Source organism: Erythrobacter sp. WG, from assembly GCF_026586795.1.
In the GTDB taxonomy this organism is placed as follows: Bacteria; Pseudomonadota; Alphaproteobacteria; order Sphingomonadales; family Sphingomonadaceae; genus Erythrobacter.
Genome location: NZ_JAPFGY010000001.1, coordinates 177,280 through 203,972, shown reverse-complemented (window position 1 = coordinate 203,972; position 26,693 = coordinate 177,280). Strand labels below are relative to the sequence as shown.

Genomic DNA, 26,693 nt, shown 5'->3' with positions numbered 1-26,693 from the left:
GATAGGCGAGGCGCAGGATGAGCGATGCGATCATCGGCTTCGCAGGCGTGCTGATCGGCGTCATTGCCACCATCGGCAAAGACGCGGTTTCCCATTGGATTGGAAAACGCAATTCTGGGCGATACGCTGCCGTTCGCATTGTTTGCATTCTCGACCAATATGTCGAGAAATGCGTCGAGGTCGTAGCTGATGATGGCACGGCGGAAGGCAGGCCAGCGGGCAGAACCGAAAGCGGCGAAGAATATTACTGCGCACAGGTCGATTCACCCGAGCCGCCAACCTTTCCCGATGACGTCGAATGGACTAGCATCAGTCCCGAACTCATGTATCGCATACTTGCTTTACCCAATCTGGCGCTTGGGACCGAGAGGTTCGTCAAAGCAGAATCCGAACATTCTTTCCCTCCCGACCATAGCGAGTTCTTCCAAGCGCGCTGGGAAGGCTACGCCGACCTAGGTCTTGAAGCGCTCGAAATTATCGCGGCGCTGAGGCGCAAGTTCGGTTTGCCCAAGCCCTCTATTGCGATGGGCAATCTTGATTGGGATGCGGCGAGATTTCTTCGGCAAAAGAAGGACGAAGTGCAGCGCTTGAGAGAGGCTGAGCGGACCGCCAACAGTGCTTTTCTGGCCGAGATGATTGAGAAGACAGAAAGCCAATGACCACATCAAAGCCCCTCCCCGCCGTCTCATTCCAGACTGCTCGCACTGGCGCGTCCACCAACGCGAACGAGATGGGCATGCGCCCGATGCAGGAGCGCGCCTACGCCAAGCGCGGCGAGCAGTATCTGCTGATTAAGTCGCCCCCAGCCTCGGGCAAGTCTCGGGCGCTAATGTTCATCGCGCTCGACAAGCTCCACAATCAGGGGCTTCAGCAGGCGATTATCGTCGTTCCTGAGAAGTCGATTGGTGGCTCATTCATGGATGAGCCACTCTCGAAGTTCGGGTTCTGGGCGGATTGGGAGGTTCGCCCGAAGTGGAATCTCTGCAATGCGGCAGGGCCAGATGAGGAGCGGGCTGATCCGTCCAAGATCAAGGCCGTGGGCCAATTCCTCGCCAGCGAGGACAAGGCGCTGGTCTGCACGCACGCGACCTTCCGCTTCGCCGTAGAGCAGCTTGGGATCGAAGCGTTCGACAACCGCCTGATCGCGGTGGACGAGTTCCATCACGTGTCCGCCAGCGTGGACAACCGCCTCGGCAGTCAACTTGCCCAGTTCATCCGCCGTGACAAGGCGCACATCGTCGCGATGACAGGGAGCTACTTCCGTGGGGATGCGGTTCCCGTCCTGACCCCCGAGGACGAGGCGAAGTTCGAGACCGTCACCTACACTTACTACGAGCAGTTGAACGGCTACGAGCACCTCAAGGCGCTCAACATCGGCTATTTCTTCTACACGGGCCGCTACCTCAACGCGATTGAGGCTGTGCTCGACCCTGCCAAGAAGACCATCGTTCACATCCCCTCGGTGAACTCGCGCGAGAGCACCAAGATCGGCAAGGCGACCGAGGTCGAACACATCATGGAAGCCTTGGGTGAATGGCAGGGTGCCGATCCCCAGACAGGGTTCCACCTTGTGAAGTTGGCGGACGGTCGGATCATCAAGATCGCCGACCTCGTTGATGACAGCGATCCCGCACGGCGCGGCAAGGTGCTCGCGGCGCTGAAAGACCCCGCGCAGCGCAACAACCGCGACCACGTGGACATCATCATCGCGCTCGGCATGGCGAAGGAAGGCTTTGACTGGATTTGGTGTGAGCACGCCCTGACGGTCGGCTATCGATCCAGCCTTACCGAGATCATTCAGATCATCGGGCGCGCCACTCGGGACGCGCCCGGGAAAGAGAGCGCCACCTTCACCAACCTGATTGCCGAACCAGATGCGTCGGAAGCGGCGGTGGTCGGTGCGATCAACGACACGCTCAAGGCCATCGCTGCGAGTTTGCTGATGGAGCAAGTTCTCGCCCCGCGCTTCACCTTCACGCCGAAGGACAGCGGTCCGCTCGAAGATTTCGACTACGGCCCCTCAGGCTATCGGGAAGGCGAGACCAACGTTGGCGTCCGTGAAGATACGGGCCAGCTTCACTTCGAGATCAAGGGGCTGGTCGAGCCCAAGAGCGACGAGGCCCAGCGCATCTGCAAGGAAGACCTCAACGAGGTGATCACGCAGTTCGTGCAGGACAAGACGGCCATGGAGAAGGGCCTCTTTGACGGCACGCAGGCTGGCGGTGAGACGTTGGCGCAGGAGCTTACCCAAGTGCGCATGGGGAAGATTGTCCGTGACCGTTACCCTGAGTTGAGCACGGAAGATCAGGAAGCCATCCGCCAGCACGCTATCGCTGCGCTCAACCTCACTCAGAAGGCCAAGGAAATCGCCATCGGCATCGACGCTGCCAAGGGCGAGGACGAGAAGGTCAACACTGCGCTGATTGACGGCGTTCGCAAGTTTGCGATGGATGTCCGCGATCTCGACATTGATCTCATCGACAGCATCAATCCGTTCGAGGCGGCTTATGCGATCTTGGCAAAGTCGATGAACGAGACCGTCCTCAAGCAGGTTCAGTCGGTAATCTCGGCGAAGAAGGTCAAGATTTCGCCTGAGGAGGCTCGCGACCTCGCCGAGCGTGCGCTGAAGTTCAAGAAAGAACGAGGAAGGCTGCCCGACATCACCTCGCCCGACGCTTGGGAAAAGCGCATGGCGGAAGGGGTTGCGGCATTGGCTCGTTACCGTGCACAGGCGGCTAATGGCTGAACTGTCTGATGATGAACTGCTCGCCGAACTCGGCGTCGAGATCGAGCAACCGAAGGCGCGCACCTACACGTCACAACAAGAACGGATCATCGCTGGGTTCGAGGATATCGTCCGCTTCTATGAGGAGCATGGCCGAGCCCCACTGCATGGTGAAGACCGTGACATCTTCGAGCGGCTCTACGCCGTGCGGCTCGACCGTCTGCGAGAGCTTGAGGAATGCCGCGAGCTTCTCAGTGCTTTGGACAAGCACGGGCTGCTGACGGGCAGGCAGGCAGAGGATCAGGTTTCCCCGTCCGAGATTGATGACGATGCGCTCCTCGCCGAGCTTGGCATCGAACCGACTGCCGAGGATGACATCCGCGTTCTCCGCCATGTGCCCAGCGCTGAGGAGCGCCGCGCAGCGGAGGAGATCGCCAACCGCAAAAAGTGCGAGGACTTCGCCAAGTTCAAGCCGCTGTTCGAGCAGGTTCAGCGCGACCTCGATAGCGGTGCGCGCGAGACGCGGCGGTTTGTAAGGGATGCTGGGTTCCTCAAGGCCGATATCACCAAAGGCCAGTTCTTCATCCTCGGTGGGCAGATCGCCTACATCGCCGAGGTGGGAGAGACCTTCAAAGCACCCAATGGCGAATCCGACGCCCGCCTCCGTGTCATCTACGCCAATGGCACCGAGAGCGACCTGCTTCGGCGTTCGATGCAGCGCGCCCTCTACAAGGATGATGCGGGCAGGCGAATTACCGAGGTCGAGGCTGGCCCGCTGTTCGCCGCCGACCCAGAAGAGGGCGATCTCGAAAGCGGCACGATCTATGTCCTGCGGAGCAAGTCCGACCATCCGATGGTCGCGCAGAACCGTCACCTCATTCACAAGATCGGCGTGACGGGCGGCTCAGTTGAGACCCGCATCGCTGGTGCCGACAAGTCAGCTACCTACCTGCTGGCAGGGGTCGAAGTCGTTGCGACCTACAAGCTCTTCAACATCAATCGCGTGCAGCTTGAGGGCCTGATCCACAAGGTCTTCACAGGGGCAGCGCTCGATCTCACGATCCCAGATCGGTTCGGCAATCCAGTGAAGCCGCGCGAGTGGTTCCTCGTGCCACTGAGCGTTATCGACGAAGCGGTTGAGCGCATCCGCGACGGCTCGATCACGCGCTACCGCTACGAACCGACCGAAGCGCGGCTCATTGAAGGCTGAGGCGCGCGGAGCCAGAGCGAGTAAGGGGAGGATCGAATGCCTACGCGCCACATCCGCAAGTTTGTCGGAGAACTGACCGAAGAGAACTTCGAGCGAGTAGCGTCAGTGATCTTTGAGGACGCCATCGTGGGCCTCGACTTGCTGATCGATCGCGACTTGTTCGACGATGATCGGAAAGAGTGCGCACCCAAAGCCTCGGCTTACGATGGAAAAATCATCCTATCGCGATCTACTCTGGAAGAGGGCGGAATCGAGATAAACATCAACGAGGCGTTCAGCCCGCAATGGGGCACCTATCGTGTGGATGGAATCTTCTCGGTCAAGTCTGGCGGTATGTTCCAAGGAATTGTCTGTGTGGGGCTGATCCCCACAGATGAGGCGCTGGTTCGATTGAATCCAGAGGTCAGGATCATCAACATCAAGCTTTAAGATGCCTCAGAAGCTCGCCAAGTCGGGATGCACGTAGTCGATCTCATACTTGGAGCAACCAGCCCAGACTTCCATCGTAGCGTCATCGATCAAGCACTCGATTCCCAACTGGCGGCAAACTTCGCCCTTCCAATAAAGGTAGCGATCGCTGCCGCTGAGCCCGAGGACGAAAGCCTCATAGACTTCATCGGGCACACCATGGACGCCCCGAAACTGGAACGGAAGTAGCCGACAGCCCGCTCGTCCGAGGTCATGCCAAATGCGGTCGAGGAGCCGACCCGTGCGAAAGGTCACGATGTGATGGGTTTGGCAATGACGATTCTCGTGGATGTAGTCCCAGAACTGCTGAGACCGCTCATGACCATGGAGGGTCATATCGAAGTCCCATCCAAGCGCGCGGTATTGAGTGATGTCGTCCATCACCTGCATATCTCATGAAATCGAAATCTGTCGAGATTTTGCTTGCGCTCCGAATCATCTGAGGTGCGCACGTCGAGCACTCATAGAGTTCCTAAGCGCTGAAGCGTTATCTTGCCATTGAAGGCTTCGCCTTCGGCGAGCCCCAGCCTGCATATTGGTCTCAGGCAGAGCCTTCGCCCAATATTTGGCTGAGGTCCGTCGATTTGTTTTGATTTTAACTTTCTCGACATCTCACAGGTAGAGCGCGCATATCTCTATCCCCCCTCCACCAGATGAGCGGAACCATGAAACACAGGTTCAGAATCGCTGATTTGGTGGAGGGGAGAAGATCGCGTCCTCATCTCACGAGGCATCGGCGGCTCGAACTTCGGCGGCTTTCCGCGTTTACCGCGTAGCAGGTGGTCGCCCAAAACCCTGCATTGCCGCCGTCTCCAGATCATTCCTGATCTCGACGGTTATCGCCCCTCGACAGGGCGAAGCACTCTCGGTCGGCACGTTCGATGCATAAACCTCCGAGAGCCAGTGGTTGTGATGACGCACAGAGCCACTGTCTTTGTGGAGCTTTGTTTATTGCGGCACTCCCGACCGCTCGCTGCTCTCGCGTTTCCTCCTGACACACAGCCCCCCTTTTGGGGCGCTTACCAAGTGCCAGACGTAGGTATCGGCGGGGGCAACTGCCGAATTAAACCCCTGAGCTATATGACAAATCTGGTTATACCAGCAGCGGCTGACCGCTGCCAATATTTATCTTCGCCGAAAATGGCCGCTCTGCGACTTGGGTGCTCGCCCATGCAGCCTGTCGCATCATCGCTGAACGGGAAGATTCCCGTTCGGAATCAGTCGATCACGAGGTGTGGCGTCCAAGGTGACGGGCTTGGCGAAGAACAGCCGCGCGGCTACTGTCGCAATCTACTCAGGGGGATCGAATGTCCACACCGCTGCGCCAGCTACTCGAAGAGTCCCGCATCTCGTCGAAGTCAGAACGCGAAAAGGGCCTTTACCTCGACGCGCGGCTCTCCCTGCCGCAGCTTGGCGATCTCTAATGAGCAACGTCAACATCAAGCGGTTGGTCGAGAACATTCGTTCAGGCACTAACAGCTACACTCCGCTGGTCGAACTCGTCGTCAACGGCATTCAGGCGGTCGAACAGAAGAAAGAGGGGCACGGACTCGTTGAGATCGAGGTGCTCCGCAACGGTCAGGCAGACCTGACTGACCGCATGGAAGACGTGGACGGCTTCATCGTTAGGGACAACGGGATCGGGTTCACCCAGCGCAACCGCGATGCCTTTGACACGCTCTACACTGATCTGAAAGCGCAGGAGGGAGGCAAGGGCTTCGGACGCTTCACCTGCCTAAAATACTTCGAGCGGCTGAATGTCGTCAGCACGTATGAGACGGATGGGGCCGTCCGCCAGCGAACATTCTCAATGGGACTGGGCAACGACATCATTGTCGATGAGGTGGACACGCAGTCAGATTCCAGCAGCACGGGCTCCGCCGTTGAGATATCTGGCGTGAAGTCGGTCAAGTTCCCCGACAAGGGACTGGAAGTGATCAGTCGCGTCCTTGTCGAACGCCTGCTCCCCTACTTCGTGGACACCTCATGCCCTCGCATCGTCATCCGCGATGCTGGCACATCGGCACCGCCTCTGCCGCTTAACGATTATCTGAGCAGCGAAGCATCCCAGATCGTTGAGCTTCCCGTCCCCGATCCGACGTTCACATTTCCTTCGACGGATGGAGCGAAGACCTTCAGGGTTCGAATCTTCAAGTTCTTCGCTCCGAGGGCAAGCCGCAGCAAGGTGAGCTTGGTCGCCCATCGCCGCGAGGTTACCGAGAACCAATTGCAGAATTATATTCCTGAGTTTTCGGAAGAGTTCTACGAGCCAGACGCTGATGAAGGCGCGACGAAGGGGCGCAACTTTGTCATCAAAGTCTATGTCTTCGGCGACTACCTAAACGACAACGTGTCCCTTGAACGGGGCGAGTTCCGTTTTCAGGCTGACTCCGATCTCTTCAACGGCATTTCGCAAAGCCAAATCGAACAGCGGGCCGCAGAGATCGCCCAGTCGGTTGTCGGCGATGAGATCGCCGCTCGCCGCAAGCGCAAGCAAGCCAAGATAATCGATTATGTCGAGACGCAGGCTCCGTGGCATCGAACGCTCAGCAGGGAGACCGATTTCAGCGCGCTCCCGATGAACCCCACTCCTCGGGACATTGAGCTTACCCTACAAAGAGCGAAGTTCGAGAAGGAGGTTTCGACAAGAGATCGCGTGTCCGCAATCCTGAGCGCCGACGAGAGCAGCGACCTCGATGATCAGGTTGCAGCGGTCGTGGCGAGCATATCGGAGACCAGCAAGAGCGAGCTAATCCACTATGTCTCCCTACGGCGATGCGTTTTGGACCTGTTCGCGCGCGCATTGGAAGTCGGAGAAGATGGAAGATATCGATCCGAAGGCGATGTGCACGACATCATCATCCAGAGGCGGTCCGACAGCGACGAGTTGGACTTCGACTCACACAATCTCTGGATGCTCGACGAGAGACTGAACTTCGCGTCCTATGTGATCTCGGACAAGCCCGCCGAAGCTTCGAGCTTGGATCGCACCGACGTTACGATCTTCAATCGACCCGTGGTCTTTCGGGGTGAGAATGAAGCCAGCAACCCTGTTACGATCTTCGAGTTCAAGAAACCGCAACGCGATGATTTCGTGAACGCCTCCTCGAAGGAAGACCCGATTGAGCAGATCGTTCGCTATGTGAATCTGATCCGCGATGGCGCTGTCCGCAGCAGGGCAGGGCGGAACATCAATGTTGGCGAGACAACGCCATTTTACGGCTACGTAGTCTGTGATCTGACGCCCAAGGTGCAAAAGTGGCTTGAATACACGAAGAACTTCACGCCGATGGCAGATCGGCAGGGTTGGTATGACTGGAGGAAGAACATCAACCTGTATATCGAGGTGATCAGTTGGGATAAGCTCCTGAAGGACGCCCAGATGCGCAACGCGATATTCTTCGAAAAGCTCAAGATCGGCTGAGCAGCGATCGATCCTGCGTGGTGTGCTCTGCGCTTCAGCCGCCCGCTCCGAGGCCCGATACTCGCCGACCCGCGTCCATATGGGTAACCTTCAACGGGACATCTGCTGAGACATCATGCGCGTCTCATATGGGTGGTTTTTCTTGCCAAAATACAGTTCTGTGAGAAGGTCTTAGGACCATACGAGACACACGGAGACTGAATGGGCAAGACGCTGGGTTACGCACGGATCAGTTCGGATCAGGGGCAGGATATCGAGAGCCAGAAAGCCAAGCTTGAGAAGCTCGGTGCGGTGGTGGTGTTCTGCGACACTGGCAACGGATCATCACTCAACGGTCGTGACCAGCTTGAAGCCGCTATCCGTCTGCTCGAACAGGGTGACGAACTTCTGGCTTTGCACCCCGACCGTTTGGCCCGTGACACTGGCGATCTCCTGACCATCGCCAAGCGCGTCGTCGAACGTGGTGCGATCCTCAAGATCGACGATCCCAAGATCGTGTTCGACGGCACCGACATGATGGCGGAGGTGATGCTCACCTTGTTCGGCATGATCGGCATGATGGAGAAGCACTTCATCAAGGCACGGCAGCGGCGTGGGATCGAAGCTGCGAAGCTCCGCAATGCCTATCGCGGCAAGCCTGCGACTATCGACTTCCACAAGGTCAAGGAACTGCACGCTGAGGGAATGCGCCCTACCGACATCGCCAAGACCATGAAGATCGGTCGCGCTTCAGTCTACCGAGCACTGGCAGCATGACCATCTTCGTCGATCCCCCAGCGTGCCTCAATCATCGGTCGAACTTCGTTGACGCCTCAAGCGCCTGTGCGACACTCAACCCATGATCGACAAGCACGCTCCCCAAATCGTCACCGCTGACGGTGAACAATCATCCGAGATGATCGCGCCATGCTCGGTAAATGCATCGACGGATCGTGCGGATGATCAAAGACCGTTGAACGAGACTGCTGCCTCGGGGAGCAAAATGGCGGCGGTTCGGTTCCCGCTACCGTCGCCACACTCAGATCATCCAGAAACGGCGGAAAACCGTCACCCAGATCGGGAATCCAACCCAGCAACTGCGCAATCTCCCGCTACCCGCTCCAGCCCTCCCTTCCTGAACAGCCCTCGGAAGCCTCAAAAACCCTTCAAAATCGCAGGGAATTGCGATTTCGTCAGCCATCGACCGTTGGTCGCATGGATTGTTTGCGCGGTGCGCAACACGGCGCCCCAATCAGCTTGGCCAGAACGGTTGCCCCCCCCCCGGACTCGGTCTTCCCGACCAGGGCCATGAAGGTCTGATGCGACCGACAGGCTTTTGGGATCGCCGATCGGCCACCCTTGTGGCCGAAGCTGGGTGGATTCGCGAAAGTCCGTCCCTGAGAGGCTGCAGCAGGTGTGTTGCCTCCGCTCGCTGTCTGGCAAACAACAGATCGCCTAGAAATCCGCCGACAGCGACAGGTTGAACCTGCGCGAGGGGATGAATTGGAAGCCCCCGCCGCCGGTGACGTTCCAGCCGAAGGTGTTGGTCAGGTTGGCGATCTGCGCGCGCAGCACTGCGGGCGTGCGGCCCAGCTTGAAGCGGTAGCGTGTGCCGAGGTCGATGATCGCGCGCTCGGGGATGAACAGGCTGTTGTCGATCCGCGCCGCGCGCGCGCCCGTGTAGTTGATCCCGAGATCCACCGACAGGGCGTCGAAAGCGGGCGGCTGATAATCGACCCTAAGGTCGAGCGTCGTCCCCACCCGGCCCAGCGGCCGCTCGCCGAGGCGCCCCTGCTCGACCGCCGCGCCTGTCACGCGCGGACGCATCAGGACCGCACCTGCCACGAGATTGAGGCCTGCCACTGGCCTCGCGGTCAGCGAAATTTCCGCGCCCTGGTGCTTCACGTCGCCGAGCACCCGGAAGACATTGTCGCTGTCGAGCTCGAAATAGGGGCGGCGCACGTCGAACAGCCCGGCGATGAGCTTGACGTCCTCCGCCAGCGTCCAGCGCACCCCGGCCTCGACCTGCCGGGTGCGCAAGGCGGGCAAGGTCAGGTTGGCATTCGCCGCAAAAGAGGGCGCGGTGCCGCTTTCCTCGAGACCCCGGGTGGTGGCGGCGTAAAGGGCGATGCCGTCGATCGCGGTGATCGCGGCCGAGGCGTTCCAAAGGATCGGGCTGTCGGCATTGGCGGTGGGCGCCAAGCCGGGCGCGCGCACTTCCTTGCGGTAGCGGGTCTTCTGCACCCCAAGGTTGATCTCGCCCAGCCCCTGCCACTGCATCCCATAGCCGAGCGCCCCCGTCTCCTGCCGGATCTCGTCGCGGGTCAGTGCGCCGAAGGTGATTTCGGGCTCGGGCACCGGATCGGCGACGTCGATCATCCCGGGGCCAAGACTGCGGAAGGCGAAGCCCCCAAGATCGTCATCAACCCGTCGGAACCGCGCAGAGGCCAGCACGCGGTGCCGACGCGGACCCTCGGTGAACTCGCGCTCGACCAAGAGCTCTCCGGAATAGGATTGCGAGACCTGATCGCGGCCCAGCAGCACCTGCCGCTCGGTGCTGCCGTCGGTCTGGGTGCTGGCAAAGAAATTGGCCCCGAACTGGTCGATGGTGAAGCGCGAGGAGAACAGCCCCAGCCCGATCCGCCACGGCCCGCGCGCGACCTTCGCCATGCCGCCGAAATTCTGCGAGTGGCCCGCCCAATCGGCCCAGTCCTGCCCGTAGAAGCGGTTGCGGGCGATGCGGCGGGGGAGGAAGGCCCCGGCGGTGAAGATCACCGGCGTCGTCTCCTCGTCGAAATAGTCGTAGCGGCTGAAGAACCCGGTCAGTTCCACGCCCTCGGCAGGGCGCCAGCGCGCGACCCCTCCATAGCGCACGAACCAGAAATTGGCCGCGTCGGGATAGACGAACTCCTCCACGCCAGCGCCGATGTTAAGATCGAGGCTGGCGCTGAGCGGAAGTGCGGCATCGACCGTGGCAAAGGGCGCGAAGAAATCGCCGAAGCCGGTGCGGGCGCTGACCACCGGTTTCTCGCCAACGCGCCGCAGGGCGAAGTCGACGATGCCGGTCGGGGCGGGGAAGGGGTAGCCTAGCGCGGAGATGCCGACTTGGATCGTCGATCCCGCGCGCACTGCATCGCTGAAGGCAGCCTGGGAATCGAAGTAGAGCCCCTCGATCCGCACGTTCTGCGCCGCGAAGGCGGAAAAGCCGCGCACATTGCCGCCGCTGTAGAGCCCGATCGTCTCGTCCCCGACGCTGGTGCCGAAGGCGTCGGAGGCCTGGGTGATGACGTTCTCTTCCGAGCGGTTGACCAGCGCAATGTTTGCGCCGGCGTCACGCTCCTGAGCGGTTGCCGCAACCGGTTCCTCCGAGGCGGGCGGATCGCCCTCCTGCGCGACCGCCGGACGGAGCGGGGCCAGCAGCAGCGCCGATGCCAGCAGCACCGCGTTTCGCATTTGCCCCGTCGTCACGCGAGCTTGAGGCGCGCAAAGCGCCGACCTGCCAGCAGCATCAGACCGGCGGCAAGCGCGGCGAGGGTCGCGATCGCGCTCCAGGGCATCACGCGCTCGGGCGACCAGGCGAAGCGCGGCATCTGCCCTGTGTCCGCGGCCCCGATGATGGCGCCGCGCTCCACGAACCCGCCGCCGAACCGGCGCAGCGCGGCGCGGTATTCCTCGCTCGCCGCCCGGAAGGCTTGCCCGGCGGCGGGATCGGTGCCAGCCACCTGATCCAGCGCGCCTTTGGCCACCAGCGCCGGCGAGGCCCACGAGAGCGCCTCGGCAAAGCGTTGTTGGGCGGCGAGTTGCTCGGTGAAGCGCCGGTCGATGGGCGCCGTCGCCGCCTCGACCTTCTGCGCCACATCCCAGGTCTTGCGGATCGAGGCGAGGCGGCCCTCGAATTCGCCTGATGCGATCTCGGGATGATCGTTCTCGTAGGCCTCGGTCGAGGCGACCTCGGCGGCGCGGGCCGCGGCGATCTGCTCGAAGCGCGAAGGGGGTGGGTAGCTCGCCTGCACGATGGCCGAGAAGGCGGCGGGCAGCACCAGCGTGACGAGTGCCCACAGCGCGACCAGCGCGAAGGCGGCGGTCTCGGCGCCGACCTTGAGAGAGTTGATCCACGCCCCGCAGGCGGCCCATAGCAGCAGGAACAGGGCCGCCACCAGCAGCCACACGCCGGCCGCCTGCCAGCGGCCCGGCACATCCGGCCCGCTCGCCAGCATAACCAGCACCGCCGCCGCGATCATCAGCATCACCAGCGCAAGGCGCGGGAGGATGCGTGCGATCACCAGACGGACCGGATCGCCCGCCTGCGCCACGATCAGCCGCGCCATGCCGCTGTCGCGGTCGGCGGCGAACAGGCCGTAGGTGAGGCCGATCAGCACCAGCGGCGCAAGCACCACCACCACGAAACCAAGGTCGATCCCGCCGCGCACCAGCAGCTCCGGGTTGTCGAGCCCGCTGCGCTGGAACAGCGTGTCGCGGCCGGTGCGCATGGTGACCGTGGTCGCATAGGGATCGAGCGCCGCGCGCCCGACGCTCAGATCGGAAAGGAGGGGAAGCGGAGCAATCAGCACCTGGCGCAGGCGATAGGGGGTGAGGATCGCCTCCTCGGGAGGAAGCTCGGCATCGGCCAACCGCTCGCGCAGTTGCTCGGCCGCCTCGCTCTGGCGGAGTTGGGCGGCGGCCCGACCGTCGATCTGGCCCTGCATCAGCGCCGCGCCCGACAAGGAGGCCAGCACCAGCGCGCCCGCCAGCACCGCCAGCAGGGCGAGCGCCGCACGGTCGCGCAGCATCATGCGCAGCTCGAGCGCGATCATGCCCAGCACGCTATTGCCCCGCACCGTTCAGCCGCCGCGCCGAGCGCAGCACCAGAACCATCGCCCCTGCGAGCCAGACGAGCAGGATCAGCGCCTCGCGCCACAACCCGGCCAGCGTCTCGCCCAGCGAGGGCGGGGCGAAGGCGAAATCCTCGACCTCGGACCACAGCTTCGGATCGGCGAGATAGTCGAAATCGGCTCCGGCGCCGTTGCGGATCAGATCGGTGTTGAGCTGTGTCACCACCGCGCGGCGGCGGCTTTCGGCCTGCTCCTGAAAGGCGATCTGATGCGGCATGTCGGTGCCGCTCAGCGCCATCGAGATGTTCTGCAAGGCGGGGAGCGGGGAGACGAGGCTTGCCCAGCGCAGCACCGCACGCTGGGCATCGTAGACGGCGAAGAGCGCACGGAACCTCTCGTCATAGACCTTGTTACCGAGCCGCTCGTCCTCCTCGAGCTGGAGACCGCCGAAGCTGACCGGCAGGTCCTCGATCCGGCTGACCCCGTATTGCGCCATCACCTTGGCCGCGAAGGCATCCATCCCCTCGGCAAAGGGGCTGGGATAGGCCGCCTTGGCCGCGGCGACATCGGCCCAGAACTCCTCGCCGGTGGGTGCAGGAGCGGCGTAGTCGGCGAGCGACGCGGCGGCGCGGGGGGTCAGCACGATGGCGAAGAGCCACAGCCCGGCAAGCACCATCAGCGCCTGCCCCGAGGAGCGCGCGTGCAGCGACACCGTCACCGCGATCGCCGCCACGATCGCGAGGAACGCGGCATAAGCAAGGAGCCAAACGCCGAGCCGCGCCGGATCGATGTGACCCGCCCCCGCTGCGGCGATCACCCCGACGAGGCTGATCGCGCCGCCCAGCGCCAGCGTCACCGCGCCCACCGAAGCGAGCTTGGCCCAAACGAGGCTCGCCGCGCCGACTCCGCTCGCCAGCATAAGCCGCAGCGTTCCCCGCTCCCGCTCGCGCGCGACGCAGCTGGCGGCTATGACGGCGACGAGCAGCGGCATCAGCACCTGCAGCACCCAGGCGAGGCTGAAGTCCCCGCTCGGCAGGAGAACGGCCTGGTCGTCGATTGGCCGGGCGACTGCGGGGTTGCGGTTATGCGCCTCCATCCACACCGCGCTGCCCGAAAAGGCCGCGATGCCGGGGTCAAGCACGGCCTCAGCGGTAAGCGGCTTGAAGGCCCATTTCGAGAAATGCGCCGCGCTGTGGGGATTGCGCGCGCCCTGTCCTTCCCATGTGGCGCGGTCGGCGGCAATGGTGGCGGCGCGGTCCGCTTCATGGGCGCCGATGCGGGCATAAGCGGTCAACAGCGCGGTAATGGCCAGCGCAAGCACCAGCAATGCCATGACAACCACCCGTCGATCCCGCCGCAGCTCGCGCAGGTCCTTGGCGATGATCGCGGCGGTGATGCTCATGCCGCGCGCTCGGCCATGTGGGTAAGGTAGATCGCCTCGAGCTCGCTGGCGGAAAGCGTTGCAGGGTCGATCATGGCGAGCAGCTGCCCGTGACGCATGATGCCGATGCGGGTCGCGACGTCCTTGGCGCGGAAGATATCGTGGGTGGAGATCAGCAGCGCCGTCCCGCCCGCCGCAGTCTCGCGCAGCACGGCCACCAGATCATTGGCCGCCGCCGGATCGAGGCCGGAGAGCGGCTCGTCGAGGAGGATAGCTTTGGCCCGTTTCATGAGGGCAATCGCAAGGCCCAGCTTCTGGCGCATCCCCTTCGAATAGGTGCCTGCGGGGCGATCGATGGCGCCGTCGGGGAAGCGCAGCCGCGCCAGGATCGCATCGCGCATCGCACGGTCCACCCGCTCACCCGCCAGCTGGGCGAAGAAATCGAGGTTCTCCGCGCCGGTCAGCGTCGGATAGAGCGCGACGACCTCGGCCACATAGCCAAGCTTGCGCCGCGCAGCAGCAGGATCGCGGGCGACCTCCACGCCGTCCACCAGCGCCGCGCCTGCCGAAGGCTCGAGGAACCCGAGGAACAGGTTGATCGTCGTTGTCTTGCCTGCTCCGTTGGCCCCCAGCAGGCACACCGTCTCACCGGCCGCGACCTGAAGGTCGAGGCTGTCGAGCGCGACAGCATCGCCGAACCGCTTGGTCAGGCCCTTCGCTTCCAGCACCGGGGGCTGCATCGCGATCAGAGGGCCGCGAACAGTGTGAGCTGCACCTGCCGCCGCTCGCCGAAGAACACGGCGCGGAAATCCCCGTCGGTAATGTAGGTCTTGTCAAACGCGTTCTTGACCTTGAGCGAGGTGTGGCCGACATCGCGATTGTTGCTCGCCCGCGCCCTGGCATCGAGATGGGTGTAGCCTTCCTGGACGATCAGCGCCTCGCCGGTCTGACCGCTCAGCTCGATTTCGGTCCTGCGGTGCCGCGCATCGAAGCCCGATCGGCCCGAAACCTCGGCGTGCACCGCGGGCACGTAACGCAGGATTTCCTCGACGCTGGTGACGTTCTGACACTCAAGCGTCTCTTGCGTGATGACGGTGATATTCTGCGGAGTTCCAGCCAGCGGCACGTCCAGCTTGGCGACGGCCGTCGCGGTGACGACGATCTCTTCCGTTCTCTCTGCAATGCTTTGGTTTCCTGCATGCGCCAGCAGCGCATCCGGCAAGGTCGGCACGGCGGCAGCCGAGAGAATGTTATTCATGTCGTTCAGCACGCCCTGCCGTGTTTTTCTACTCACACAGAATATGTGATAACATCACATACGGCAATGCTGATGTTCGCAATCCTGCGTCGCTGCGACGAAAGGCCGCGCCATGTTCGATCCCGAGGCGCAGATCCTGCTCGCGCTGCTGAGCGCCGGGGCGATGCTGTCCGCCGCCTGGCTGGTGCTGCACGTGCGCGACGTCGCGCTGCTGCTGCGCCCGGTCTTCCCGCGGCTGGCGCCCGGGACGGGGCGGTGTCGGGCGAGCTTCCGGGCGCTTTGCGCGGGGCTCACAGTCCTCGGCTACAGCCTCGTCGGCCAGGTATGGGCGATCGCCCGCGCGGCGGGGCCTGACACGCGAAAGGGGGCAGCCGGCCCGTGACCGACTGCCCCTCCTGCGACCCTCCCTGAGCGACTTGCGTCAGAAGCTCAGGCGCACGCTCGCGCGGAAATTACGCCCGATGAGCGGCACGAAGTCCTTGGTGAAGCTCGCGTGGCGGCGGCCGTTGACGTCGAAGATGTTGTCGGCCGCGACCTGCACGGTGACATTGCGGTTGTCCTTCAGCGGACGCCACGCGACCATCGCGTTGACCAGCGCGAAGCTGTCGGTCGGCGTCTCGAAGGTCGTCACGCGGTCCTGTTCGGCAAACCACTGCACTTCGCCGCGCACGTCGAAGGCGTCGGTCTGCGCCTCGAGCGCGCCGAGCAGGCTCAGCGGCGGGATGCGCGGCACGGCGGTGCCGTCGGCCAGTTCGGCCTCGACATAGGAGGCGCGCAGGTCGCTCAGCAGACGGAAGCTGCCGGTGTCGACCAGCGGGTAGCTGAGTTCCGCCTCGACGCCCCAGAAGTCGGCGTCCTGCTGGAGGTACTGGAAGACCGGCAGGTCGTCCTCTTCCTCGCCGGTTTCTTCGAGGAAGATATAGTTGTCGAACCACTGGCGGTAGGCGGTGAGGTTGAAGGTGCCGGCGCCGATCTTGCCGCGGGCATAGGCCTCGAGGCCCCAGGCGCGTTCGGTCCTGAGGTTTGCATCGCCGATCTCGAAGGCCTGCGTCGCGATGTGCGGGCCGTCGGAGAACAGCTCCTCGGCGCTCGGCGCGCGGGCGACCCGCGAGCCGTTGACGCCGATCCGCACGCCCTCGATGCCTTCATAGACGACGCCGAGCGCACCCGAGAAGGTGTCGAAATCACGCTCGATGCCGAGAGTCTGGGCCTTGACCTTGGTGAACTCGCCGCGCGCGGCCGCCTCGATCTGGACCGGACCGGTGCCGAATTCCTGGAGAGTGAAGACCGCGACCTGGTCGGTGAGGTTCGGCGGGACATAGGCTTCCTCGCCGACGGCGAAGAAGTCGCGGTGCATGTACTGCACCCCTGTCGCGCCGCGCAGGACGCCGCCGGTGTTCTGCACCAGCTCGAGGCGGCCCTCAATGCTCTTGCTGTCGAACACCGTGCCGACTTCGCCCGGGCCTTCGAATTCGGTGTGGGTGTAGTCCGAGTAACCGACGCGCATCTTCAGCCGCTCGAAGGCGCCCTCGCCGAGGTAGACGTCACCCTTGAAGTCGGCGCGGAACTGCTTGAGGTCGATGCGGACGTTCTCCTCGCCCTTCTCCTCCTCCTCCTCGCCTTCGCCGCCATGCTCGTGCTTGAGGCCGGGGCGCTTGATGACGCCGTAATTGGTGTCGTACCAGCCGATCGCCGCGCCGAAGGTGCTCTCGCCCAGCACGAGGCCGAGGCCTGCGTTGACCGTCCAGCTCTCAACGTCGCTGTTGGGGATGAAGCCGCTCTGGCTGGCATCTTCCAGCAGATCGGCGGCTTCCTCGCGCTCGCCCTTCAGCCGCTTCTCGTTGGCTTCCTCGATCAGTTCGTCACGCAGCGGGCGGGCCAGCTGGAGGCCGCCGATCTCGGCATTGCCGGTCTTGCGGTAAGAGCCGTCGACGTGGAACACGAGGTTGTTGGTCAGGCCGACATCGAGCGAGGCCGCGCCGGTGCGCAGATCGGTCGCGCTGTCCACGCCCGCGAAGGCATCGAGGTGGAAGGCCTCGTCGGGCATGCGGGTGGGGATGCGCTTGTCGATCACGTTGACCGCGCCGCCGATCGCCTGGCTGCCGTAGAGCAGCACGGCCGGGCCGCGCAGCACCTCGACGCGCTCGACGGTGATCGGCTCGATGGTGGTGGCGTGGTCGACCGAGGTGTTCGAGACGTCGGCCGTGCCAACGCCGTCGACGAGCACGCGCACGCGCTCGCCCTGCTGGCCGCGCAGCACCGGACGCGAGGAGCCGGGGGCGAAGCTGGTCGCCGAGACGCCCGGTATCTTGGTGAGAAGCTCGCCGATCTGGCCGGTCACCGCGTCGCGCTGGATCTGGGCGATGTCGACGACGCTGGTCCCGGCGAGCACGTCTAGCTCGCGCAGGCCCGAGGCGCTGACGATGATGTTGCCGACGGGCTGGTCGTCGCTGTTGTGGAGGTCGTCCTCCACCCGCTGCGCGGCGGGCGTGCCGGTGGGTGCCGTCTGCTGCTGTGCAGCGGCGGCGGAGGCGAGAGTGGTGCCGCACACGGTCGCCAGGGCGAGGCGCGAGGCGGCAAGGGCAAGCTTGCGGTCGATCATAATGGAGGGGATCCGTTGCCTAATGTGATAACGTATCATGCGCCTAGCGCCGGGCGCAGTCGGATGGCAAGCGGAAATTGTATGACAGTCGACGAGCACCGACAGACGACATGAACGTCGTGCATTCGTGCAGAGGAACGGCTGCATCGCATCCGGCCGCAACGGCATCCGTCTGGAAGGAAACTGGAGCGGGCGAAGGGATTCGAACCCTCGACCCCAACCTTGGCAAGGTTGTGCTCTACCCCTGAGCTACGCCCGCTCACTGGCGCTGACAGGAACCGCCCGAAAGCGTCTTTCCCGCCGGAGAGGCGGCGCGATTAGCAGCGCCTGCCGGAGCCTGCAAGGACAAAAATCGCCCACATTTGGGCTTGATCGACCGGGACCGAGAGGCCAGCACATCGCGGCGCTTCACATCCGCGCCGCGCGCCCCACATGGGGGCCGGACCGGCGCGCGCGGCGCGCGAGGCACAGCAGGAGCATCGACCTTGGCCAGCATGGGATTGAGCATCGAGGAACAGAAGGCGGTCGACCGCTTCCGCAAGGCGGTGGTGGAGCCTTCGCAGGGCAAGCTCGTCATCCTCGATTTCTGGGCCGAGTGGTGCGGGCCGTGCAAGGCGCTCACCCCGGTGCTCGAGAAGGTGGCCGCGGAGTATGCCGACAAGGGTGTGTTGCTCGCCAAGATCAATGTCGACGAGGAACAGTTCATCGCCGCGCAGTTCCAGGTGCGCTCGATCCCCACGGTCTACGCGATGTTCCAGGGCCAGCCGGTCGCCGATCTCACCAACGCCCGCAGCGAATCGCAGCTGAAGGCGGTGCTCGACCAGCTGCTCGCGCAGCTTCCGGTGCAGGGCGGCGCGGCAGAGGGCGCTCCGCCGCAAGGACCCTCTCCCGAAGAGCTCGCGCAGTTCGTCAAGATGGGCGAGGAGGCGCTGGCCGCAGGCGACGCGCAGCGCGCCGCGAGCATCTTCGCGCAGATCACCGAATTCGCCGAAGACAACGCGCCTGCCCACGCCGGGCTGGTCCGTGCGCTGGTGCAGATGGGCGAGATCGAGCAGGCGCAGCAGGTCATGCAGGTGGTCGATAGCGATCCCCGCCTCGCCGCCGATCCCGCTGTCGGCCCGGCACGAAGCGCGCTGGAGCTCGCCGGGACGCGCGTCGACGACGGCGAACTCGCCCGGCTGCGGACGGCCGCCGAGGCCGCACCCGCCGACATGGACGCGCAATTCGCCTATGCCGAAGCGGCCTTTGCGGCAGGCGAGCGCGATGCCGCCGCCGACACCCTGCTCGCGATGATTGCCGCCGACCGCGAATGGAACGAGGGTGCCGCCCGCGCGAAGCTGCTCAAGATCTTCGAGGCGACCGGGCTGGAGGACGCGTGGGTGGTCGGCGTCCGCCGCCGCCTGTCGCGCGTATTGTTCGGATGACGATGACCCGGCGCCTCTCGATCTTTCCTCTGACCGGCGCGGTGCTGTTTCCCGGAATGCAGCTGCCGCTCCACATCTTCGAGCCGCGCTACCGTGCGCTGGTCGGCGATGCGCTGATCCGCGACCGGCAGATCGCGATGATCCAGCCACAGCGCCCGGTGGAGGGCGCACCGCTCTACACGGTCGGCTGTGTGGGACGGATCGGCGAGATCCAGGCGATGGACGACGGGCGGTACAACCTCATCCTCGAAGGCACCGCGCGGTTCCGGCTGGTGCGCGAGCTGGAGGTGACCACCGCCTTCCGCCAGATCGAGGCGGAAATCTGGGCGGAGGACGAGGACGAGACCCTCACCCATGCCCAGCGCGGCGGGTTCGAGCGCGAGGCGCGGGCCTTCGCGGATTCGCAGGGTTACAGCGTCGACTGGGACTCGGTCGGCCGCCTCGACGATCGCTCGCTGATCAACGGCGTCTCGCAGATCGCGCCCTTCGACCCGGCGAGCAAGCAGGCTTTGCTCGAGGCGCGCACGCTGACCGACCGGTGCGAGCTGCTCGTCCAGCTGATGCAATTCTACGGCCGCCACGACGGCGGCGAGGAAATCGTCACGCTGCAATAGGGCGAGGCTAGGCCGTGGCCTTCTGGCGAACGGCCAGATTGCGCAACGCCGCGGCCAGCGCGACGGGGTCGACCGGCTTGGTCAGCATCGGCGCGAGCAGTTCGGGCGCAATCTGGAGCGCGGGTTCGGCGTAGCCGGTGCAGTAGACGAACGGCACCCCGGCATTCCGCAGCGCCTCGGCCACCGGGGCGCTGCCCGAACCGGCGATGTTCACGTCGATTATCGCGAAGTCGGGCGTCTCGTCGCGGATTAGGCCGAGCGCCGCCGCCACGGTGTTCGCCGGCCCGAGGATGTCGCATCCGAGGTCGCGCACCGCGTCCATCAGGGTCAGCGCAATCAGCGCCTCGTCCTCGAGGATCAGCACCCGCTTGCCTTCCAGCGCGACCTCGCCGTCGGCATCGAAGGTCGGCCGGACCAGCGCGGCGGGATCGGCTTGGGGGGGTGCATCCCCCGCCACGTTACCCAGAACCGGGAAGGTGATCCGGCAGGCAAGTCCCGTCGCCGCCCAGTCGATATCGATTTCGCCGTCCAACTGGTGCTCGATCGCGCCCCGGATCGCTGTGGAACCGAAGCCGGGCGAGGCCGGAGGTTGAACCGGGGGGCCACCCGTCTCGCGCCAGTTCAAGACCAGGTTGGGGCCGTTCCCCTCCTCGACGCGGTGCCACGATACGGCAAGCCGCCCCTCCTCCACCGACAAGGCGCCGTACACCGCCGCGTTGATGGCCAGCTCGTGCAGAGCCATGGCGAGAGCCTGCGCGGCGTTCGGCACGAGCATCACCGCCGGCCCGTCGAGGGCCACCCGCTCGGAATTGTCCCGGGCGAAGGGGGCGATCTCCTCGCGCAGCAAGGTGTCGATGTCGACCCCCTGCCAGCGGTTCGCGGCGAGCAGCGTATGCGCCCGGGCGAGCGCCTCGATGCGCCCGCTGACCGCAGCCTTGAAGGCCTTCACGTCCTCGACCTTGGTGAGCCGCACCAGCGAGAGCACCACACCCAAGAGGTTCTTGGCGCGGTGATCCACCTCGTCCGCAAGGAAGCGCAGCCGCTCCTCTGCCATGCGCCGGTCCGTGACATCGAGCGAGATGCCCATGATACCCTGCGGCTGGCCTGCCGCATCGAAGAAGGGCGTCTTGACTGCCAGCCAGTGCGACATTTCCCCATTGGGAAGCACGAGCTTTTCCTCGATCTGGCGCATTTCGCCGGCCGCGATGATGGCTTGATCGTTGGCCATGATAGTGCGTGCCACTTCCTTGTCGGCGAGCACCTCCAGGTCATCGCGGCCGAGGAAGAACTCCGGATTGTGGCCCACCGCGCTCGCGAAGATTGGGTTTCCGAGCAGGTAGCGGCCCTCCAGATCCTTGGCGAAAGCCGCGCCGGGCAGGCTCTCGAAGAAGGTATGGAGCAGGGAGTTCGCACGATCACGCTCGTTCTCAGCGGTGCGGATGGGGGTCGCGTCGAAGTTGATGCCAAGCAGCCGTGCCGGCCGACCGGACGCGTCGCGCAGCAATTCGGCGCGGCCTGCCAGCCAGATGATCGCACCATCTTTCCGCCGGAAGCGGAAATCGATGTCGAGGCGGTCGAGACCGCGTCGCGCATCCTCGAAGCATTGGCGCGCGCGCTCCCGGTCCTGTTCGACGATGCACGCCATGAAGGCTTGCACCGAGGGGACTTGATCGACGCCGATCCCGGTCACCTCGCGGAAGGACGGTGACCACCACAGGCTGCCGGTCCTGAGGTCGAGATCCCAGATGCCGATCCGCCCGACGCTCTGGGACAGGTTGAGGCGTGCCTCGCTTTCGCGCAGGGCACCGAGCGTCCGGCGTAGCCATTGGGCCACGAAGATGTTGATTGCATTGCTCAGCAAGAACAGCACGAAGCTGATCGCGGCCGGTCCGGACTTCGACCATTGGCCGATCGGCTCGACCCAGAAATAGACGGCGGCCGCGCTGCTCAACGCCAGCGACAGGATACCGGCCCCGGTCCCACCGAACAAGGTGCACACCAAAACGACCGGGAAGAAGATAGCGTAGGGCACGATGCCGGTGCCCAAGTCGTCAAGGGCCATGCGGAGCAGGATCGCGCCAACGGTGACCAGGATGGTGACCGAGAAGACGGTCAGAGGGGAATGCCGACCGTGAAGCGCAAATCGCTCGTCGATGCCCGAATAGAAGTAAGGCACGGGCGCAGCCACATCATCGGGTTGGCGGGGATCGCCTCCGGACGCCGGCGCTGCGCCCAGCCCGGAAGACTGCGAGGTTTTGTCCAAGACGTCCTCTTTTCGAGACTCGTGGTCAGGAATGAGGCCACTCGATTGCGATTACGCCCCCTTGGCGGCACATCATTTGGTAAATTGATCCGCCACTCCCTAATCTATGTTGCCAAACTGGCGCCACTCGTCGCACAAGGCGGTCCAAGGTCGGCGGAATGCCTTTGGATGATGCGCAATTTGCGGCTATCGCCAAGCCCGAGGGCCGTCCGGGCGCTGGCTAAGGTGCGGGGAGATCAGAGTAGCATTCGAGGAGCTTGGGATATCCTCAGGCTTGTCCTCCTTGTGGCCGGCTCCAGAGAGTCGGCAGCAGGGCATTTTCGCGTCTTGCGCAGGCCGCATCCTGGCAGGCGTCCAGCAATCCCGAGCGGCCCTCGGCAAGGAGTAGAGCGATGGAAAGCCATGTCGTCGCATATGGGGAATATATGCCGCACGGGATGTGCCTTCTGTGGGAGCCGTGGCTGGTCTTGCTGTGGGCCGGTTCCGACTTCCTGATCTTCCTGTCCTACACCGCCATTCCCTTTGCGCTGTTCCTGGTGCTGCGCCGCCGCACGGAAGTGCCGCAGGCGCCGCTGATCGCGCTGTTCGCCGCCTTCATCCTGCTGTGCGGCATAACCCACCTGTTGATGATCGTGACGCTCTGGGTGCCGATCTATCCCTTCGTGGGATGGGTGAAGCTCGCCACCGGCCTCGTCTCCATGGCGACGGCGATCATGCTGTTCCGGCTGGTTCCGGCGCTCGTGCGCCTGCCGTCGCCTGCCGCGCTCGCAATCGCCAATCGCGATCTTCAAGGAGAGATTGCCGCGCACCAGGCGACGCTCGCCTCGCTCGATCAGCAGGTGCGCGAGCGCACCGCAGCGCTCGAAGCGGCGACCACCGCGCTGGCCGTTCAAGCGCGCGAGGCGGTGCACCGCAGCAGCAACCTGCTGGCGGTGGTCCACACCCTGGCGGTGCAATCCGCCAAAGGCGCCGGCAGCCTCGATGCCTTCCTCCCGCCCTTCCTCGGCCGGTTGCGCGCGCTGGCCGATGCGACCCGCGCCATTGCCAGCGAGGAGCAGATCGCCGCGCCTCTCGAGAAGGTCGTGGCAGCCGGACTGCGGGTGCTGCAGGAGACCTACGGCGGCCGGGTGAGCGCCTCGGGCCCGGCGCTCTCGGTCAATCCGACCGCTGCCCAGCACATCAGCCTTGCGCTGCACGAACTTGCTACCAACACTCTGAAATATGGCCTCGGTGCCGCAGAGTTGGGCGAGGTCGAGGTGCGCTGGACCGTCGACGGCGGAGAATTCGTCTTTGCATGGCGCGAGCATCCCGTCGCCCCGGGCACCGACGCGAACCCGGCTGTGGCGGGGTTCGGTACCATGCTGCTCACTGCGATCGTCCCCTCGACGCTCGGCGGCACCGCGACGCGCACCATCGAGGACGGTGCGCTGGTCTATCGGCTCACCGCCCCCCTCGCCACGATCATCGCACGCCGGCATATCGAGGACGACACGAGCCTCGCCGAAAGGATCATCGCGACAAGCTTCAGCGGTTGAGCCAAGCGGAGCGGGGGCGGCAGATCCGGTGATCGGAACGGCGCCGCCATGCTGCGCCGGGCGGGGCTACTAACTCCAGCCCTGTTCGCGCAAGCTCGCCAGCATGGCGCGACTGACGGGGACGGTAAGCCCGCCTTGAAGGGTCAGTGCGGCCTTCCCCTCGCGCCGCGCCAGCGCCTCCACGGCGCCGCGTGCCGCCCACCAGCTGCGATGCACCCGCGCGCCTGCCGCCTCGGGCAGCAACGCGCAGGCATCGGTCATGCGCATCAGCACCAAATCGCTCCCGGCCTCGGTGTGGACGCGCAGGTAATGGTCTTCGGCCTCGATCGCGATGAGCCGCGCCTGCCTGAGGCGGACGGGGAGCTTCTCGGCAATCAGCTCGGGCAGGACGGGGAGCTTTGGCTCTGTAGCGGGAGCGGCTTCGGGTTCCGGCGCGCTGATCTGAGCGGCGGCGGGCACTTCCGGTCCGAACGCATGAGGCGGCTCTGCCTCGGGGGACGCGGCCAGGAAATTGATCGTGGTCAGCACCAGCGCCACCATCAGCACCGTCAGGCCGAAGAAGGCGACCACTCCCGGCGTGATCGCGCCGATCCCGAAGAACAGCGCGGTCGCGACGATCACCATGAAGGTGTGCGGCACCGACACCAGCAGCGCGACCACCAGGATCTCGATCCAGCGCCTTCCCGCGAGCCCGCCCCAGGCGCTCACCGCCGTCTGCACAGCGATGCCGAGCAGCGAGCCGGGCAGGATCACGCTCGCCCAGTAAAGGAGCCGATAGCCGAAGGCCGCCTGCCCCGTGTTCATCGCGCCGAGCACCGCCAGCACCACCGCCGCGGCCAGCCCGATTCCCAGACCGCGCAGCGCGCGGGCACGCAGCGGATGTGCATTTGGCGAAGCGTGAAATGCAGGCAGGTTCATCTCGCGTATCCGGCGCCGCAGCTTGCGAAAGTTGGCGCGACGCCGCGCCTTAGCGAGGGCATCGGGGGTCTCGCAAGGCCCGCTTCGAGAGGGCCGAGATCAAGGAGAACCGACCAATGACTTTCCGCCTCGTTACCCCGCTTCTGCTCGCCGCCGCCGCGCTGCCGCTGGGCGGGTGTGCGATCTCGATCAACGACCCTGGCGCCCCCTCGACGTCGATCGCACGGGGCTCGGCCGCAAACCTGGCGATCCGCTTCGAAGGGATCGAGACCCCCAAGGGCCAGATCATGCTGAGCGTCTTCGACAATGCCGCGGCGCACGACCAGAACGGCGCTCCGGTGCGCGTCGCCGCGGTTCCGGTCGATGGCACGACGGCCATCGCCAGCTTCGAGGGCCTCGCGCCGGGCGATTATGCGGTGAAGGCGTTCCACGACATCGACGGCGACGGCAAGATGGGCACCAACCCTTTCGGCATGCCGATCGAGCCCTATGCCTTCTCGAACAACGCCAAGGTGCAGGGCGGCCCGCCGCGCTGGGAGGCGGCGCGTTTCCCCGTCGCCGCCGGGGCGAACACCATCAGCATCGCCATCAAGTAAGGGAGACAGGGACCATGCTCGACCGCCGAGAACTGCTCTGCCGGGGGATGCTTGCCGCCGGGGCCGCTGCGATGCCGCAGATGCTCGCCGCGCAGATGAAGCCCGCCGCAGACTGGACGCTGGGCCTAACCGACGTGATGGACGACATCGCCCCGCAGCCGCTCACCCGGCTCCACGGCAAGGCGCCCGCGCTCGCCGGCACGCTCTACCGCAACGGCCCGGCGCGCTTCCGGCGCGGGGCGAGCAGCGTCTCGCACTGGTTCGACGGCGACGGGCTGGTGCGCGCGTGGCGGATCAGGGGTGACAACGCGAGTCTCGCCGCGCGCTTCGTCGACACGCCCAAGCGGCGGATCGAGGAGCGGCTCGGCGCCATCGTCCAGCCCGGCTTCGGCACCCCCGCGCGCGCCGGCAGCGAGCTCGGCGGACCGGACGATGCCAACGCCGCCAACACCCACGTGATCGCCGCGGGCGGCCAGCTACTCGCGCTGTGGGAGGCGGGATCGCCTTTCGCGCTCGACCCCGAAACGCTGGCGACGCGCGGGCCCGTTACGTTCCGCGCGGACCTCGCGCAGATGCCCTTCCTCGCCCATCCCCGCATCGAACCTTCGGGCCGAATCTGGAACATCGGATCGGGCGGCGATCATGCCTTCATCTGGCGCTTGTCGCCAACGGGCCAGTTCGAGGCGGGCGAGACCGTCCGCCTGCCAATGGCGAGCTACATGCACGATTTCACCGCCACCGCGCGGCACCTCGTCATCCTCTGCCAGCCCTGGGTGCAGACCTCTCCCAGCGTGCCCTATATCCGGAGCCTCGCTTGGCAGCCCGAGCGCGGCAGCCGCGTGCTCGTAATTGATAAGGACGACCTTTCGAAGCGCCGCGAATACGAACTGCCGCCGCTGTTCTTCTTCCATCTTGGCGATGCTTGGGAGGAGGCGGACGGCACGATCCGCTTCGACGGGTGCTTCCACAAGGACCCGGTCTTCCCGATCCTCGGCGCGTCGGCGTTGGTCGAGGGGCGGCACGAGCATGGCGAGATGCCCGCGCTCACCCTCGTCACGCTGCGCCCCGATGGCCGGGCGGAGCTGGCCGAAGCCGGGATCACCGCCGAATTCCCCCGCGCCGCCCCGGAAATCGCCGGGCTGCCGCGGAGCCAGACGGTCTTCGTCGGTGACTATGGCAACGACCGGCCCTTCGCGCGCGTCGTCGGCATCTGGGACTGGAACAAGGGCCGCTCCGACCGCTTCGACTTCGGGCCGCAGCAGCTGGTCGAGGAGTTCGTGCCCGTCGGCGACCACCTGATCGGCACGACGCTCAATCTCGCCGCGCGCGCAAGCGAGCTGCACGTCTTCGACGCCCGCCGCATCGCCGATGGCCCCGTCGTGTCGTGGCGCAGCGATGTGGCGCTGCCGCTGACCTTCCACGGCAGCTGGGTGGCGACCTGAACGAGAGGGGATCTGACCACAC

Annotated in this window: 21 protein-coding genes and 1 tRNA gene; 12 read left to right on the top strand and 10 right to left on the bottom strand. The window is 64.7% G+C overall.

What is annotated here, in order from left to right; translation table 11 throughout:
- The first annotated feature begins 17 nt into the window (after positions 1–17).
- Genes OPU67_RS01010 through OPU67_RS00995 form a run of 4 tightly spaced genes read left to right on the top strand, consistent with a single transcriptional unit; the run spans position 18 to position 4,364 of the window.
- Positions 18–659: a hypothetical protein gene (locus OPU67_RS01010; protein ID WP_267616871.1), complete on the top strand. Its 642-nt coding sequence runs from the start codon at positions 18–20 to the stop codon at positions 657–659.
- Entirely contained in the window at positions 656–2,746 is a 2,091-nt protein-coding gene (locus OPU67_RS01005; protein WP_267616870.1) for a DEAD/DEAH box helicase, read from the top strand. The genes OPU67_RS01010 and OPU67_RS01005 overlap by 4 nt, the downstream gene beginning before the upstream one ends.
- A complete protein-coding gene (locus OPU67_RS01000; protein ID WP_267616869.1) occupies positions 2,739–3,935 on the top strand; it encodes a GIY-YIG nuclease family protein in 1,197 nt (398 codons plus the stop codon). Before OPU67_RS01005 ends, OPU67_RS01000 begins: the two co-directional genes overlap by 8 nt.
- A gap of 36 nt (positions 3,936–3,971) precedes the next feature.
- Positions 3,972–4,364, top strand: coding sequence for a hypothetical protein (locus tag OPU67_RS00995; RefSeq protein WP_267616868.1), 393 nt, complete (start codon positions 3,972–3,974; stop codon positions 4,362–4,364).
- Between the two features lie 6 nt (positions 4,365–4,370).
- On the opposite strand, the gene OPU67_RS00990 is transcribed toward OPU67_RS00995, so the two are convergent.
- Complete coding sequence (locus OPU67_RS00990; RefSeq protein ID WP_267616867.1) at positions 4,371–4,784, bottom strand: hypothetical protein; 414 nt, start codon at positions 4,782–4,784, stop codon at positions 4,371–4,373.
- Positions 4,785–5,826: 1,042 nt separating this feature from the next.
- Here OPU67_RS00990 and OPU67_RS00985 point away from each other — a divergent pair.
- Both OPU67_RS00985 and OPU67_RS00980 read left to right on the top strand, forming a co-directional pair.
- Complete coding sequence (locus tag OPU67_RS00985; protein ID WP_267616866.1) at positions 5,827–7,827, top strand: ATP-binding protein; 2,001 nt, start codon at positions 5,827–5,829, stop codon at positions 7,825–7,827.
- Between the two features lie 201 nt (positions 7,828–8,028).
- Positions 8,029–8,583 (top strand): recombinase family protein, encoded by a 555-nt coding sequence (locus tag OPU67_RS00980; RefSeq protein WP_267616865.1) that lies wholly within the window; start codon positions 8,029–8,031, stop codon positions 8,581–8,583.
- Positions 8,584–9,261: 678 nt separating this feature from the next.
- On the opposite strand, the gene OPU67_RS00975 is transcribed toward OPU67_RS00980, so the two are convergent.
- Genes OPU67_RS00975 through OPU67_RS00955 form a run of 5 tightly spaced genes read right to left on the bottom strand, consistent with a single transcriptional unit; the run spans position 9,262 to position 15,289 of the window.
- Complete coding sequence (locus OPU67_RS00975) at positions 9,262–11,259, bottom strand: TonB-dependent receptor (RefSeq protein ID WP_267616864.1); 1,998 nt, start codon at positions 11,257–11,259, stop codon at positions 9,262–9,264.
- Between the two features lie 11 nt (positions 11,260–11,270).
- Positions 11,271–12,620, bottom strand: coding sequence for a DUF3526 domain-containing protein (locus OPU67_RS00970; protein WP_267616901.1), 1,350 nt, complete (start codon positions 12,618–12,620; stop codon positions 11,271–11,273).
- Positions 12,621–12,630: 10 nt separating this feature from the next.
- The gene (locus OPU67_RS00965) at positions 12,631–14,040 is read right to left on the bottom strand and encodes a DUF3526 domain-containing protein (RefSeq protein WP_267616863.1); all 1,410 of its coding nucleotides are present in this window, start codon (positions 14,038–14,040) and stop codon (positions 12,631–12,633) included.
- The gene (locus tag OPU67_RS00960; protein WP_267616862.1) at positions 14,037–14,759 is read right to left on the bottom strand and encodes an ABC transporter ATP-binding protein; all 723 of its coding nucleotides are present in this window, start codon (positions 14,757–14,759) and stop codon (positions 14,037–14,039) included. Before OPU67_RS00960 ends, OPU67_RS00965 begins: the two co-directional genes overlap by 4 nt.
- A 5-nt stretch (positions 14,760–14,764) precedes the next feature.
- Positions 14,765–15,289, bottom strand: a complete 525-nt coding sequence (locus tag OPU67_RS00955; protein WP_267616861.1) for a TonB-dependent receptor plug domain-containing protein — start codon at positions 15,287–15,289, stop codon at positions 14,765–14,767.
- Between the two features lie 100 nt (positions 15,290–15,389).
- Here OPU67_RS00955 and OPU67_RS00950 point away from each other — a divergent pair, with 100 nt between their 5' ends.
- Entirely contained in the window at positions 15,390–15,659 is a 270-nt protein-coding gene (locus OPU67_RS00950; RefSeq protein ID WP_267616859.1) for a hypothetical protein, read from the top strand.
- Between the two features lie 39 nt (positions 15,660–15,698).
- On the opposite strand, the gene OPU67_RS00945 is transcribed toward OPU67_RS00950, so the two are convergent.
- Positions 15,699–17,879: a TonB-dependent receptor gene (locus OPU67_RS00945; protein WP_267616858.1), complete on the bottom strand. Its 2,181-nt coding sequence runs from the start codon at positions 17,877–17,879 to the stop codon at positions 15,699–15,701.
- 184 nt (positions 17,880–18,063) lie between these two features.
- Positions 18,064–18,138: transfer RNA gene (locus OPU67_RS00940), tRNA-Gly, on the bottom strand.
- A gap of 235 nt (positions 18,139–18,373) precedes the next feature.
- Between OPU67_RS00940 and OPU67_RS00935 the strand changes: the two genes are divergently transcribed.
- A complete protein-coding gene (locus OPU67_RS00935) occupies positions 18,374–19,303 on the top strand; it encodes a tetratricopeptide repeat protein (RefSeq protein WP_267616857.1) in 930 nt (309 codons plus the stop codon).
- A 2-nt stretch (positions 19,304–19,305) separates the two neighbouring features.
- On the top strand, positions 19,306–19,917 hold the full coding sequence (locus tag OPU67_RS00930; protein WP_267616899.1) for an LON peptidase substrate-binding domain-containing protein: 612 nt from the start codon (positions 19,306–19,308) through the stop codon (positions 19,915–19,917).
- 7 nt (positions 19,918–19,924) lie between these two features.
- Here OPU67_RS00930 and OPU67_RS00925 read toward each other — a convergent pair whose 3' ends face one another.
- The gene (locus tag OPU67_RS00925) at positions 19,925–22,105 is read right to left on the bottom strand and encodes a PAS domain S-box protein (protein WP_267616855.1); all 2,181 of its coding nucleotides are present in this window, start codon (positions 22,103–22,105) and stop codon (positions 19,925–19,927) included.
- A 467-nt stretch (positions 22,106–22,572) separates the two neighbouring features.
- Between OPU67_RS00925 and OPU67_RS00920 the strand changes: the two genes are divergently transcribed.
- Positions 22,573–23,715, top strand: a complete 1,143-nt coding sequence (locus tag OPU67_RS00920) for a sensor histidine kinase (RefSeq protein ID WP_267616854.1) — start codon at positions 22,573–22,575, stop codon at positions 23,713–23,715.
- A 69-nt stretch (positions 23,716–23,784) separates the two neighbouring features.
- On the opposite strand, the gene OPU67_RS00915 is transcribed toward OPU67_RS00920, so the two are convergent.
- Entirely contained in the window at positions 23,785–24,633 is an 849-nt protein-coding gene (locus tag OPU67_RS00915) for a LytTR family DNA-binding domain-containing protein (RefSeq protein ID WP_267616853.1), read from the bottom strand.
- Between the two features lie 116 nt (positions 24,634–24,749).
- On the opposite strand from OPU67_RS00915, the gene OPU67_RS00910 reads away from it, so the two are divergent.
- Both OPU67_RS00910 and OPU67_RS00905 read left to right on the top strand, forming a co-directional pair.
- Positions 24,750–25,229, top strand: coding sequence for a DUF2141 domain-containing protein (locus tag OPU67_RS00910; protein ID WP_267616851.1), 480 nt, complete (start codon positions 24,750–24,752; stop codon positions 25,227–25,229).
- Positions 25,230–25,243: 14 nt separating this feature from the next.
- Positions 25,244–26,671, top strand: coding sequence for a carotenoid oxygenase family protein (locus OPU67_RS00905; RefSeq protein WP_267616849.1), 1,428 nt, complete (start codon positions 25,244–25,246; stop codon positions 26,669–26,671).
- Positions 26,672–26,693: the final 22 nt, after the last annotated feature.

What these genes read in the sequence shown, in the direction of transcription:
- OPU67_RS01010 (WP_267616871.1), top strand. Translation starts at nt 18, where the DNA reads ATGAGCGATGCGATCATCGGCTTCGCAGGCGTGCTGATCGGCGTCATT.
- OPU67_RS01005 (WP_267616870.1), top strand. Translation starts at nt 656, where the DNA reads ATGACCACATCAAAGCCCCTCCCCGCCGTCTCATTCCAGACTGCTCGC.
- OPU67_RS01000 (WP_267616869.1), top strand. Translation starts at nt 2,739, where the DNA reads ATGGCTGAACTGTCTGATGATGAACTGCTCGCCGAACTCGGCGTCGAG.
- OPU67_RS00995 (WP_267616868.1), top strand. Translation starts at nt 3,972, where the DNA reads ATGCCTACGCGCCACATCCGCAAGTTTGTCGGAGAACTGACCGAAGAG.
- OPU67_RS00990 (WP_267616867.1), bottom strand. Translation starts at nt 4,784, where the DNA reads ATGGACGACATCACTCAATACCGCGCGCTTGGATGGGACTTCGATATG.
- OPU67_RS00985 (WP_267616866.1), top strand. Translation starts at nt 5,827, where the DNA reads ATGAGCAACGTCAACATCAAGCGGTTGGTCGAGAACATTCGTTCAGGC.
- OPU67_RS00980 (WP_267616865.1), top strand. Translation starts at nt 8,029, where the DNA reads ATGGGCAAGACGCTGGGTTACGCACGGATCAGTTCGGATCAGGGGCAG.
- OPU67_RS00975 (WP_267616864.1), bottom strand. Translation starts at nt 11,259, where the DNA reads ATGCGAAACGCGGTGCTGCTGGCATCGGCGCTGCTGCTGGCCCCGCTC.
- OPU67_RS00970 (WP_267616901.1), bottom strand. Translation starts at nt 12,620, where the DNA reads ATGATCGCGCTCGAGCTGCGCATGATGCTGCGCGACCGTGCGGCGCTC.
- OPU67_RS00965 (WP_267616863.1), bottom strand. Translation starts at nt 14,040, where the DNA reads ATGAGCATCACCGCCGCGATCATCGCCAAGGACCTGCGCGAGCTGCGG.
- OPU67_RS00960 (WP_267616862.1), bottom strand. Translation starts at nt 14,759, where the DNA reads ATGCAGCCCCCGGTGCTGGAAGCGAAGGGCCTGACCAAGCGGTTCGGC.
- OPU67_RS00950 (WP_267616859.1), top strand. Translation starts at nt 15,390, where the DNA reads ATGTTCGATCCCGAGGCGCAGATCCTGCTCGCGCTGCTGAGCGCCGGG.
- OPU67_RS00945 (WP_267616858.1), bottom strand. Translation starts at nt 17,879, where the DNA reads ATGATCGACCGCAAGCTTGCCCTTGCCGCCTCGCGCCTCGCCCTGGCG.
- OPU67_RS00935 (WP_267616857.1), top strand. Translation starts at nt 18,374, where the DNA reads ATGGGATTGAGCATCGAGGAACAGAAGGCGGTCGACCGCTTCCGCAAG.
- OPU67_RS00930 (WP_267616899.1), top strand. Translation starts at nt 19,306, where the DNA reads ATGACCCGGCGCCTCTCGATCTTTCCTCTGACCGGCGCGGTGCTGTTT.
- OPU67_RS00920 (WP_267616854.1), top strand. Translation starts at nt 22,573, where the DNA reads ATGGAAAGCCATGTCGTCGCATATGGGGAATATATGCCGCACGGGATG.
- OPU67_RS00915 (WP_267616853.1), bottom strand. Translation starts at nt 24,633, where the DNA reads ATGAACCTGCCTGCATTTCACGCTTCGCCAAATGCACATCCGCTGCGT.
- OPU67_RS00910 (WP_267616851.1), top strand. Translation starts at nt 24,750, where the DNA reads ATGACTTTCCGCCTCGTTACCCCGCTTCTGCTCGCCGCCGCCGCGCTG.
- OPU67_RS00905 (WP_267616849.1), top strand. Translation starts at nt 25,244, where the DNA reads ATGCTCGACCGCCGAGAACTGCTCTGCCGGGGGATGCTTGCCGCCGGG.